Source organism: Agrobacterium sp. ST15.13.013, from assembly GCF_027956525.1.
Lineage (GTDB): Bacteria > Pseudomonadota > Alphaproteobacteria > Rhizobiales > Rhizobiaceae > Agrobacterium > Agrobacterium salinitolerans.
Map to the genome: position 1 here is coordinate 304917 of NZ_JAQKGP010000001.1, position 12329 is coordinate 317245.

At 60.2% G+C, this 12329-nt stretch carries 10 protein-coding genes and 1 pseudogene; 9 read left to right on the forward strand and 2 right to left on the reverse strand.

From position 1 onward, the window contains the following. Window positions 1–68 precede the first annotated feature (68 nt). Entirely contained in the window at window positions 69–908 is an 840-nt protein-coding gene (locus tag PL597_RS01475; protein ID WP_080795754.1) for a transporter substrate-binding domain-containing protein, read from the reverse strand. A 258-nt stretch (window positions 909–1166) separates the two neighbouring features. On the opposite strand from PL597_RS01475, the pseudogene PL597_RS01480 reads away from it, so the two are divergent. The 9 genes and pseudogenes from PL597_RS01480 to PL597_RS01520 all read left to right on the forward strand — a co-directional run. After that, window positions 1167–1591, forward strand: a pseudogene (locus tag PL597_RS01480) (transposase); the annotation flags it as partial. Window positions 1592–1715: 124 nt separating this feature from the next. After that, complete coding sequence (locus tag PL597_RS01485) at window positions 1716–2669, forward strand: sugar-binding transcriptional regulator (protein WP_271364458.1); 954 nt, start codon at window positions 1716–1718, stop codon at window positions 2667–2669. A 144-nt stretch (window positions 2670–2813) separates the two neighbouring features. After that, window positions 2814–4127 carry an ABC transporter substrate-binding protein gene (locus tag PL597_RS01490; RefSeq protein WP_271364459.1) on the forward strand — a complete coding sequence of 438 codons (1314 nt, stop codon included), beginning with the start codon at window positions 2814–2816 and terminating at the stop codon, window positions 4125–4127. 173 nt (window positions 4128–4300) lie between these two features. Next, on the forward strand, window positions 4301–5173 hold the full coding sequence (locus PL597_RS01495; RefSeq protein ID WP_077985038.1) for a carbohydrate ABC transporter permease: 873 nt from the start codon (window positions 4301–4303) through the stop codon (window positions 5171–5173). Between the two features lie 12 nt (window positions 5174–5185). Then, window positions 5186–6010, forward strand: a complete 825-nt coding sequence (locus PL597_RS01500) for a carbohydrate ABC transporter permease (RefSeq protein WP_137411722.1) — start codon at window positions 5186–5188, stop codon at window positions 6008–6010. A 12-nt stretch (window positions 6011–6022) separates the two neighbouring features. After that, entirely contained in the window at window positions 6023–7021 is a 999-nt protein-coding gene (locus tag PL597_RS01505) for an ABC transporter ATP-binding protein (RefSeq protein ID WP_271364460.1), read from the forward strand. Window positions 7022–7146: 125 nt separating this feature from the next. Continuing rightward, entirely contained in the window at window positions 7147–8631 is a 1485-nt protein-coding gene (locus PL597_RS01510) for a mannitol dehydrogenase family protein (RefSeq protein ID WP_142911946.1), read from the forward strand. Between the two features lie 7 nt (window positions 8632–8638). Beyond that, window positions 8639–9358 (forward strand): HAD family hydrolase, encoded by a 720-nt coding sequence (locus PL597_RS01515; protein ID WP_142912104.1) that lies wholly within the window; start codon window positions 8639–8641, stop codon window positions 9356–9358. Between the two features lie 60 nt (window positions 9359–9418). After that, window positions 9419–10993, forward strand: coding sequence for an FGGY-family carbohydrate kinase (locus tag PL597_RS01520; RefSeq protein ID WP_162520357.1), 1575 nt, complete (start codon window positions 9419–9421; stop codon window positions 10991–10993). 212 nt (window positions 10994–11205) lie between these two features. On the opposite strand, the gene PL597_RS01525 is transcribed toward PL597_RS01520, so the two are convergent. Beyond that, the gene (locus PL597_RS01525; RefSeq protein WP_142911944.1) at window positions 11206–12039 is read right to left on the reverse strand and encodes a MurR/RpiR family transcriptional regulator; all 834 of its coding nucleotides are present in this window, start codon (window positions 12037–12039) and stop codon (window positions 11206–11208) included. Window positions 12040–12329: the final 290 nt, after the last annotated feature.

Here is a 12329-nt window from a genome sequence, read left to right on the forward strand (position 1 = left end):
TCTTGAGGGTTGGCGTAAACGCCATCCGCCATCTGGAGGCGACGGGACAGCCAAGACCGTCTGGCCGTTTATTGCGCGGCCGAAAGCTTCTTCTGCTGCTCTTCCATGTAACCGATGCTCGGCAGACGGTTGGCCTTGGCGAATTCGAGCATCTTGCCGGAAGCGTGCAGGTCCTTGACGATCTTGTCGAGAGCGGCCTGTGTGTCAGCCTCACCCTTGCGCAGCCAGATCACGGAATCGGAAGGGATGAGGTCGGTGGGGATCAGGATGCCGTAATCCTTCCACTCATCGGCGCGGTCCTGAAGCATCAGGCTCAGCGTGCCGTTGACGTGAACGGAGACATCGCAATTGCCGCCCTTGAGCGCCAGCAGCGATTCCGGCTGGCTCGGCAGCGCCTTCACCTGCGCGCCATATTGTTCGATCAGCGGCTGGGTGTAGTTCGAGCCTTGTGAAACGCAGGCGATTTTACCCTTCAGGTCCGGCCAGTCCTTGATGCCACTGTCCTTGCGGCCGATGGCGGCGCCGCCCTGGCGATCATAGGGGGTAGGCACGTAGCCCAGCGTTTTGGCGCGTTCTTCCGTGTATTGCATGTTGGCGATCAGAATATCGACCTTGCCCTGCTGCAGGAACTGAACGCGGTTGGGCGGGGTCACGGTTTCGGTGACCAGTTCGACACCGAGGCCGGCGGCCAGAGCCTTGGCGACGTCGATGTTGAGACCCTTCTGCTCCTGTGTCTTCGGGTCGATGAAGCCGAAGGGCGCGCCGGAGAGGATGACGCCGACGGTGAGCTTGCCGCGACCCTTGATCCGGTCGAGCGTCGCATCCGCATGGGCTGCTGTGGCCATCGAAGCGATGACGACGGCTCCGGCGATCAATTTTGCGGTAAATCTGGAGAAAGAGAGGGCCATGGGCATTTCCTTTTGATTGTCGTGGGAAACTACAGGAGGCGCCCGTCGAGAGCGAGAATTGGCATTGCGTGAAAAATAGTATGAATAAAATCCGGTTCCAATAAATCTTTTAGAGGGAAAAAATATCCTAATAGTTTGGAATTGTAGAACCCTGTTCTTCGTTCGCCTTCCCAGAGGGGCGGGACAGTAAATCTGGCGCAGCATACGGACCGTATCGCCCTTGGAAGCGAGCGATTGCAGCTTTCGCCTTCGCCGCGGCAGTTCGAGAAGCTTCTGTCGCGTCTTCGTGATGAGAAAAGCGCCGGGCGTCGGGCCTATGAGCCGCTGGTGAAGTTCAAGGCGCCGCTTTGCGGTCGCTTTATGGGTTTTCCGAGATGGAACTTGAGGAGGCGTTGGGCGACCGGCTGTCGTTCAAGCATTTCATCGGACTTGCACTGCAAGAGGTCGTTCCCGAGCATTCCAGGCCTTGCCGTTTCCGCAGCCTGCCGATCGTCGAAGGTCTTCTGGAGAAGCTGTTTGGTGAATTCGACCGGCAGCTTGACGCTGCCGGCCCGATCCTGCGGCGCGGCGCGGTGCTGGATGCGACGACCATTGAGACGACGGCGGCGCAGCCGCCCAGAGGCCGCAACGACGACCTCGATGCCGCCGCTGGATATTGCAGCGCGCCCCGCCGGGGAGAGGAAACGCGCCGTACCGGCGTGCCAATCATTTTCAGCTAACTGCCGCTCTCTTCCTCATCCTACGTTTGACAGCCGATGCAAAAAAATGCCAGCAAATGCGCAAGAATAATTCTCAAAGGGCGGCGGCATGGCCAGACGAAACGACGCACATGGACGGCTGGACGATGCGGCCCGCGCCGGCTGGCTTTATTATGTCGCCGGCCGCACGCAGGATGAGATCGCCGCTGCCATGGGCATTTCCCGGCAATCGGCGCAGCGGCTGGTGTCGCTTGCGGTCGCCGAGCGGTTGATCAAGGTCCGGCTCGATCACCCCATCGCCGCCTGTCTCGAAAAAGCCGAACGGCTGAAGGAGAAATTCGACCTCAAATATATTGAGGTGGTGCCAAGCGATCCGGCCGGGGTCTCCTCCACTGTCGGCATTGCCGAGGCCGGGGCGGCGGAAATCGAGCGCTGGCTGAAAAATGCCGATCCCATCGTGCTCGCCATCGGCACCGGCCGTACCTTGAAGGCCGCTGTCGACCAACTGCCGCCGATGGAATGCCCGCAGCACCGTATCGTGTCGCTGACGGGTAATATCGGGCCGGATGGCTCGGCCGCCTATTATAACGTTATCTTCAGCATGGCGGACGCCATCAAGGCCCGGCATTTTCCGATGCCGCTGCCGGTTCTGTGTTCCTCTGCGGAAGAGCGTGAATTGCTGCATGACCAGTCCATGGTGCGCTCCACGCTGGCGCTGGGGTCCGCGGCCAATGTCACCTTCGTCGGTGTCGGTGAACTCGGCGAGAATGCACCGCTCTGCGTCGATGGTTTCCTCGGCGTGGATGAGATGAAGGCGCTGATGGCGAGCGGGGCGATCGGAGAGATTTGCGGCTGGATGTATGATGCCAATGGCCGCATTCTCGAGCACGCCGTCAACGAGCGCGTCGCCTCTGTTCCCATCCCTTCAAGAGAGACCTGCACCGTCATCGGCATGGCGCAGGGCGCACGCAAGAACGCTTCGATTCTGGCGGCGCTGAGGGGCGGTCTGCTGAACGGCCTCATCACCGATGAGATTACCAGCGAATATTTGCTCACTCATTGAGCAAAAATTAAACACATAAAATCAATGGCTTGGTTTTTCCCTGTGCGTCGCAGCACAGGATGTCGCTTGACATTTTTGCTTATGAAGTGAGTAAATGCCCTAGAGCAAAGCGAATGCTCATCATTTTTCTTCTGGGAGGAAGATATGACATTGAAGACCATTTTGCTGGGCGCATGCTCGGCACTCGCCTTTTCGACCCTTGCTTCCGCCGAGACGCTGACCATCGCGACCGTGAACAACGGCGACATGATCCGCATGCAGGGTCTGACCTCGGACTTCACCACCAAGAACCCTGACATTAAGGTCGAATGGGTGACGCTTGAAGAAAACGTCCTGCGCGAGCGTGTGACGACCGATATCGCCACAAACGGCGGTCAATATGACATCATGACTATCGGTAACTACGAAGTGCCGATCTGGGCCAAGCAGGGCTGGCTGCTGCCGCTTGAAAAGCTCGGCGACAAATATGACGTCGACGATCTGCTGCCGGCGATCCGGGGCGGTCTTTCCATGGACGGTAAACTTTACGCCGCGCCCTTCTATGGCGAATCCGCCATGATCATGTATCGCAAGGACCTGTTCGAAAAAGCAGGCCTCAAGATGCCTGAAAACCCGACCTGGGAATTCATCGGCGACGCCGCCCGCAAGATCACCGACCGCAAGGCCGATATCAACGGCATCTGCCTGCGCGGCAAGGCCGGCTGGGGCGAAAACATGGCCTTCATCAGCGCGCTCAACAACTCCTTCGGCGGCCGATGGTTCGATGAAAACTGGAAACCGCAGTTCGACCAGCCGGAATGGAAGAGCTCCCTGCAGTTCTACGTCGACCTGATGAAGGATGCCGGCCCGTCCGGTGCTTCCTCCAACGGCTTCAACGAAAACCTGACGCTGTTCCAGCAGGGCAAATGCGGCATGTGGATCGACGCCACGGTTGCTGCCTCCTTCGTGTCCAACCCGAAGGATTCGACCGTTGCCGACAAGGTCGGTTATGCGTTGTTCCCGACGCATGGCGAACTGAAGAACCACGGCAACTGGCTGTGGTCGTGGAACCTCGCGATCCCGAAGAGCTCGCAGAAGGCGGAAGCGGCCGAGAAGTTCATTTCCTGGGCGACGAGCAAGGATTACACCGAGCTTGTCGCTTCGAAGGAAGGCTGGGCAAACGTGCCTCCGGGTACCCGCACCTCGCTTTACAAGAACGCCGAGTATGAAAAGGCCGCCGCCTTCGCCAAACCGACGCTTGCCGCGATGGACGCCGCCGACATTACCAAGCCGACTGTAAAGCCCGTGCCTTATACCGGCGGCCAGTTCGTGGCGATCCCTGAATTCCAGGCGCTTGGCACCACGGTCGGCCAGCTATTCTCGGCGGTTGTTGCCGGCCAGTCCAGCGTCGATGATGCGCTTGCGAGCGCCCAGTCGACTGCGACGCGTGAAATGACCCGCGCCGGCTACATCAAGTAATCCTCCTGAAGATCGCTGTCCGGTGTCAACGCCGGGCAGCGAACCTTGGGGATCGGAAGCCGCGGTCCGTACGGCGGCATTTAAGCCTTTCACATCAAAACAAGAATGAGCCGGTTCTTCCGGATATGCCGGGCGCATGTCGTGACGCCCAGGCCCAAGGGGAGGTGAGTGCAATGGCAACCCGAAACACGAGCGGATTAGCGCGGGTAATGCTTGCGCCGTCGGTGCTGTTGTTGCTGGTGTGGATGATCGTGCCTTTGGCGATGACCCTGTGGTTTTCGTTCCAGAACTACAATCTCCTCAACCCGGCCAATGTCAGCTTCGCCGGTCTTTTCAATTACCAGTATTTCTATACCGACCCGGCCTTCTTCCAGTCGATCTGGAACACGCTGCTGATCGTCGGCGGGGTGCTTTTGATCACGGTGGTTGGCGGCATCGCCATTGCGCTTCTGCTCGACAATGACATTTTCGGTCAGGGCATCGTGCGCATCATGATCATTTCGCCCTTCTTTGTCATGCCGCCGGTGGCAGCATTGGTGTGGAAGAACATGATCATGCATCCCGGCTACGGCGTGCTGGCCGACCTTGCCCGCTTCCTCGGTTTCCAGCCGGTGGACTGGTTCGCGCAGTTTCCGCTGCTTTCCATCGTCATCATCGTCGCCTGGCAATGGCTGCCGTTCGCGACGCTCATTCTCTTGACCGCCCTGCAGTCGCTTGATGGCGAGCAGAAGGAAGCGGCCGAGATGGATGGCGCCAATTTCGTCAACCGTTTCATCTATCTGACCCTACCGCACCTGTCGCGCGCCATCACCGTCGTCATCCTGATCCAGACGATCTTCCTGCTCGGCGTTTACGCGGAAATCCTCGTCACCACCAATGGCGGCCCGGGTTACGCCTCCACCAACCTTGCCTTCCTCATCTATCGCACGGCGCTTCTGGGCTACGACGTCGGCGGCGCTTCGGCCGGCGGCATCATCGCCGTCATCCTCGCCAATATCGTCGCCATCTTCCTGATGCGCGCCGTCGGCAAGAACCTCGACCGGTAAAGGGGAAACATCATGGCCCGCAAGACAACCACTCGCGCAAAGATCGGCTTTTCCATCGCGGCATGGGCCGTGGCGCTTTTGCTGTTCTTCCCGATCCTCTATGCCTTCCTCACATCCATCAAGACAGAGCCGGAGGCGATCGCAGGCTTCAGCCTCATTCCCTCGGGCACGCTTGAGAATTACGTGACGGTGCAAACCCAGCGCGATTACTTCAAGCCGTTCATGAACTCGGTGGTGCTGTCGCTCGGCTCGACGATCATCGCGCTCATCATCGCCATTCCCGCCGCCTGGGCCATGGCGTTCTCGCCGACCAAACGCACCAAGGACATCCTGATGTGGATGCTCTCCACCAAGATGATGCCGGCGGTTGCCGTGCTGGTGCCGATCTACCTCATCTTCCGCAATGCCGGCCTGCTCGATACCCGCATCGGGCTGACCGTCATGCTCACCTTCATCAACCTGCCGATCGTCATCTGGATGCTCTACACCTATTTCCGCGAAATCCCCGGCGAGATCCTCGAGGCCGCGCGCATGGATGGTGCCTCGCTCTGGAACGAGATCGTGCATGTGCTGACGCCAATGGCGGTGCCGGGCATTGCCTCGACGCTGCTTCTCAACGTCATCCTTGCCTGGAACGAATCCTTTTGGACGATCCGGCTGACGACCACAAATGCGGCGCCGCTGACGGCCTTCATCGCCTCCTTCTCTTCGCCGCAGGGACTGTTCTGGGCAAAACTCTCGGCCGCCTCGATGATGGCGATCGCCCCCATTCTCGTCATCGGCTGGTTCTCGCAGAAACAACTCGTGCGTGGCCTGACCTTCGGCGCCGTGAAATAAGGAACGACAAACATGGGCAGCATTTCCCTTCAGACCGTGTCCAAGCTCTTCGGTGAGGCGAAAGTCATCCCGTCGATCGATCTCGATATCCACGACGGTGAATTCGTCGTCTTCGTCGGTCCCTCCGGCTGCGGCAAGTCCACGCTTTTGCGCCTCATCGCCGGACTGGAGGACGTCTCCGGCGGCAAGATCGTCATCGACGGCAAGGACGCCACCGAAAAGGCGCCGGCCGAGCGCGGCCTTGCCATGGTGTTCCAGTCCTATGCGCTTTATCCGCATATGAGTGTGCGCAACAACATCGCCTTCCCGCTGAAGATGGCCAAGCTCGACAAGGCCGTCATCGAGAAGAAGGTCGAGGATGCCGCCCGCATTCTCAACCTCACCGATTATCTCGAACGCCGGCCCTCGCAGCTGTCCGGCGGCCAGCGCCAGCGCGTCGCCATCGGCCGCGCCATCGTGCGCGAACCGAAGGCCTTCCTGTTCGACGAACCGCTCTCCAACCTCGATGCGGCGCTGCGCGGCACCATGCGGCTGGAAATCTCCGAGCTGCACAACACGCTGAAGACGACGATGATCTACGTCACCCACGACCAGGTCGAGGCCATGACCATGGCCGACAAGATCGTTGTCCTCAACCGCGGCAATATCGAACAGGTCGGCTCACCGATGGAGCTTTACCGCTCGCCCGCCAACCTCTTCGTCGCCGGCTTCATCGGCTCGCCGCGCATGAACCTCATTACCAGCGACTATGCCCGCAGCAAGAATGCCACCACCGCCGGGGTGCGGCCGGAGCATCTGGCGCTGTCGAAAGAGGCCGGTCTGTGGCAGGGCAAGGTAACCGTCGCCGAACATCTCGGCTCCGATACCTTCCTGCATCTCGACGTCCAAGGCATCGGCCCGATTACCGCCAGAACCGATGGCGAGTTCGAATGCAAACACGGCGATACCGTCTTCATTACCCCCGATGAGACCAAGATTCACAGGTTCGATGACAAGGGCAAGGCGATCTAGGGGAAAGCGACCCTAAAAAGCTTTGCCGCCTGACTGCCTCTTGCAGCTGGCGGTGTTCCGACAGGCCGATTGCCCGGCAAGAGGGCGATCGGCAAGACCAACGTTTCCCCTTCGAGGATCGTGACATGACATGCAAACTCTCCCTCGCAACGCTTGACGAAGCCAGAAAGACGGCGGCGGTTCCGGCCTATTCCCGGGCCGATCTGTCCGCCGGCATCGTGCATTTCGGCGTTGGCAATTTCCATCGCGCCCATCAGGCAGTTTATCTGGATGACCTGTTCAACACGGGTGCGGATCACGACTTCGCCATCATCGGCGCGGGGGTTCTGCCATCTGATGCGGTGATGCGCGAGAAACTCGCCGCGCAGGATTTTCTGACCACGGTGGTGGAGCAGGACAATAACCGCACCGGCGCGCGCGTCACCGGACCGATGATCGACATTCTGACGGTCGGCGACACGAAGGCCATCATCGACACGCTCGCCGACCCGAAAATCCGTATCGTCTCGATGACGATTACCGAGGGTGGTTATTTCATCGATGCTTCCGGTTCCTTCAATCCGCAGCACCCGGCCATTGCCGAGGATGGCCGGCACCCATCTTCACCGAAAACCGTGTTCGGCCTCATCGTCGCCGGGTTGAAGGCACGGCGGGACAAGGGGCTGCAACCCTTCACCGTCATGTCCTGCGACAACATTCCCCATAATGGCAAGGTGACGAAAAATGCGGTGGTCGGGCTTGCGGCCCTGTCGGACCCGGCCTTTGCCAACTGGATCGGCGAAAACGTCGCTTTCCCCAATTCCATGGTCGACCGCATCACACCAGCCACCGGGGAGCGCGAACGCAATATCGCCCGCGACGATTTCGGCATCGAGGACAATTGGCCTGTCTTCTGCGAGGAGTTCAAGCAATGGGTGATGGAAGACAATTTCCCCGCCGGTCGCCCGGCGCTGGAAAAGGCCGGCGTGCAGTTCGTCAAAGATGTCGCGCCCTATGAGCATATGAAAATCCGCATCCTCAATGGCGGCCACGCGGCAATCGCCTATCCGGCGGCGCTGCTCGACATTCATTTCGTGCATGAGGCGATGGAACATCCGTTGATCCGGGCATTTCTGGCAAAGCTTGAAAATGAAGAGATCATTCCGGTCATTCCACCGGTTCCCGATACGAATCTCGCCGATTATTTCGCGCTGATCGAGCGCCGTTTCCTCAACCCGAAGATCGGCGACACCATTCCGCGCCTGGCGCAGGACGGCTCCAACCGCCAGCCGAAATTCATTCTGCCATCCACCGCCGACCGGCTGGCGCGCGGCGAGGATATTGTCGGCCTTTCGCTGGTTTCGGCGCTGTGGTGCCGTTATTTCCAGGGCACCTCCGACAGCGGCAAGGAAATCGCCTTCAACGATGCCAGCGCCGAGCGCCTTCATGCGGCGGCGATCAAGGCCAAGGACGATCCGATGGCCTTTCTCGTGTTCGACGATATTTTCGGTGAGGTTGCCGAATCGGAGCTTTTCCGTAAACGCTTTGCCCATGCACTGAAGACGCTGTGGCAAGACGGCACGGTGAAGACCTTGAAGCTTTATCTGGATGACAAGCTGGCTGAAGAGTGACCGCGAAATGGAAGACGAGACCGGGCCCCTTTTGATTTTCGACTGCGACGGCGTTCTCGTCGACAGCGAGCCGGTCTCCATTTCGGTCCTTCTCGACATGCTCTCCCATCTCGGCGTGGCGATGGGGGAGGAAGAGGCCTATGAGCGCTTTCTCGGCCGCAGCGTCGCCAGCATGACGGCGACGCTGTTTGAGGATTACGGTGTCGAGACGGACATCGATTTTCTCGACCACATGCGGGCGACGTTATTCGAGCGTTTCCGCACCGAGCTTCGGCCGATTGGCGGCATTGGCGAGACGCTGGACATGCTCCTGCCGCTGCGGCGTTGTGTGGCCTCCTCAAGCCAGCCGGAGCGCATCCGTTATTCGCTGGGGCTGACCGGGCTGATCGACAAATTCGAACCCCATGTCTTCAGCGCCACGATGGTGAAGAACGGCAAGCCGGCGCCCGACCTCTTCCTGCATGCGGCGCGTGAAATGGGCGTAGAGCCGCGTCACTGCATCGTGATTGAGGACAGCCCGGCCGGCATTGCCGCCGCAAAGGCGGCGGGCATGGGCGTTTTTGCCTTTACCGGCGGTTCGCATGCGCGCTTTCCCGCATTCCGTGAAAAGATCGCCGGGCTTGGGGCGAATGTGGTGTTTGACGCGATGCCGGATTTGGTTCAACTTGTCGCAAGCTATGTGGGGAAGGGCGGTTTTGACGGCCAAATGGAACGTGATGCGGGCTGAAGCAGATTTTGCCTGCCGCCGTCGCCGGGTCGTTGCGCAAGGGATGGAACTGCAGTCTTGATGCGTCAAAATCTCGTCGCTGTCGATGTCGGCACCGCCAGCGCCCGGGCCGGCGTTTTTGATCCGGCGGGCCGACTGCTTGCCCGATCCACCCATCCGATCCTGATGCAGAGGCCGCAGGAAAACCACGCCGAGCACGATTCCACCGACATATGGAAAGCGGTCTGCATCGTGGTGAGGGCGGCGCTTGCCGAGGCCGGGGTTTCATCGCAAAGCATTGCCGCAATCGGTTTCGACGCCACCTGCTCGCTGGTCATCCGCGATGGGCGGGGCGCGCCGGTCTCGGTTTCTACTACCGGCGAAGACTGCTTCGACACTATCGTCTGGCTCGATCACCGGGCGATTGGCGAAGCCGACCGGCTGACAGCATCCGGCCACCGGGTGCTGGATTTCGCCGGCAACAGCGTCTCGCCGGAAATGCAGATGCCGAAGCTGATGTGGCTGAAGACGCATATGCCGGCAAGCTGGTCGCGCATGTGCTTCGCTTTCGATCTGGCGGATTTTCTGACCTGGAAGGCGACCGGTTCAGCGCAGCGCTCAAATTGCACGCAGACGGCGAAGTGGAATTTCCTGGCGCAGGAAAATCCCGGCTGGCAGGCGGATTATCTTGAACTGGCGGGCCTTGCCGATTTGAGAGAGCGGGCAGGGCTGCCGGAGACCACGGTAATGCCGGGTGATAGCATTGGCCCGCTTTCGCCCGAAGCTGCCGCCGAACTGGGTCTCGATACCGGCTGCCAGGTGGCGGCGGGCATGATCGACGCCTATGCTGGCGCGCTTGGTGCGCTAGGCGGCTGCCTGTCTGCGGATGTGGGACGGCATGTGGCGCTGATCGCCGGTACATCGAGCTGCCTTGTGGCCATGTCGGAGCGGCAGATGCCCGGCCACAGCCTCTGGGGCCCCTATTGGCAGGCGATCCTGCCCGGGCACTGGCTGGTGGAGGGCGGGCAATCGGCCACCGGCGCGCTGCTCGACCATATCGTGCGCATGCATGCGGCAGGCGGTGAGCCGGATACGGCGCTACATGCCCGCATCGTTGCGCGGGTAACAGAATTGCGCGCGCTTGAGGGCGAGGCTTTCGCCGAGCGGCTGCACGTCCTGCCGGATTTCCACGGCAACCGCTCGCCGCTTGCCGATCCCCATGCCGTCGGCGTCATCAGCGGACTGACTTTGGATACCTCTTTCGACAGTCTCTGCCGTCTCTACTGGCGCACGGCCGTCGCCATCGCGCTCGGCGCCCGCCATGTGCTCGACGCCATGGAGCGTTTCGGTTATGCGGTGGAAAGTCTGCACGTTACCGGCGGGCATGTGAAGAACCCGCTGCTGATGGAGCTTTATGCCGATGTGACGGGCAAGCGTATCGTGGTTCCCGCCACCGCCGATGCGGTACTTCTCGGCACGGCGATGACGGCGGCGACGGCTGGCGGGGTGCATGCAAGCCTTGCGGCGGCAGGGGCCGCCATGTATCCGGGCAATGCTGAAATATCAGGTAATCCGGCGCGTGGCCCCCGTTATGAGCGGGATTATCGTCGTTTTCTCGCCATGTACCGGCATCGTCAGGAACTGGAAAGCCTTTGATTTTCTGAAGGCAAATGACAGGCGTTGACGGGTGCCGCGCGTTTCTTCTCCCCGCCAGGGAGATGGTGGCCCGAAGGGTCGGATGAGAGGGAACGCCAGCGATAGAACGCACTCTCGCCCCCTTATCCCGCTGCCGCGGACGTCTCCCCGGCGGGGAAAAGAAACGCGCGGCAACCGCTCGATCCATATGCCGCCGCTGCTGCTAGCCGCAATCAACCGCGTAGCGAGCGTTTCAGGGCGGTGAGGTTCTTTGCCCTTGCCCTGCTGCTGTCATCGGCGCTGGCGCTGAGCGCACAAAGGGTGAATTCCAGCAGGGAGACCAGTTGAAGCAGGCCCTGGCCGCCATTTTGCGCCTGCGGCATGGCAAGACAGAGATCGGCGCTTTCCGGTCCCCATTCATAAAAGCGTGTGGTGATCAGCAATGTCCTGTAGCCGCTCTTGCGTGCCATTGTCGACAGGCGTTGCAGCGGCGACGGGGCGCCGCCGCAATCCATGATGACGAGCAGCGCTTGCGCGGGGTCGAAATCCCACAGGGCGACATAGGCCGCGCTGTCGCTGCCGAGATAATGGATATGGCCCCGGCTCTCCAGAAGCCGCCCGTAGAAATGACGTCCGGCATCGAGACCTTCCGGAGAGGTTGCCAGAAAAACATCGCCGGCCGTGGCGATCTCGTTCATGGCGATCCGCCAGATCGATTGGGTGGTCATGTCGAAGGCCGTCTGGATGGCCTGGATTTGCTGCGACAGAAGCTGTGAAAACGGGCTGGAATGGCGTTCGCCGCTCTCGCCCATGGCCGGCTGCTCCGTGCTGGCCGTTTCTTCGGCATAGCGCAGATCGGCGCGGATATCGCTGAATTGCCGGTATCCCAGCGAGCGCAGGAAACGGCCGACCGTCATCGGACTGAGGCTGAGCTTGGCGGCCAGCGTCTGCGCCGTCTCGAACGGCAATTCGTCCAGATGCTCGATCAGATATTTGGCGATCTTGCGCTCCGAAGGGGTGCCTGCCTTCATGGCGCGCGTAAGGTTCAACAGCAGCTTTTCCACCAACGCCTCATTCTTTTATCTTTATTGAACGATGATGCATGCGCGCGCGCAAACGAGCGTGCGAACCGCGACTTGACGGTGGGGGATAGGTCTTCCCGGCCTTGTCCTCCACCGGACCGGAATGCGAAATGTAATAGGTGTATTATCATATTTTAGAGATACCTTTTATTCAAGAGAAATTCCATCAGCGGTTTATATCCGGGCATTTGGCATCTTTCCGTCCGTCTTGCAGAGCGGATGGGCAGCGCCTATCTCTCGTTTTGGTAAGTGTGTTTCAGCGCCAAAGGTGTCGA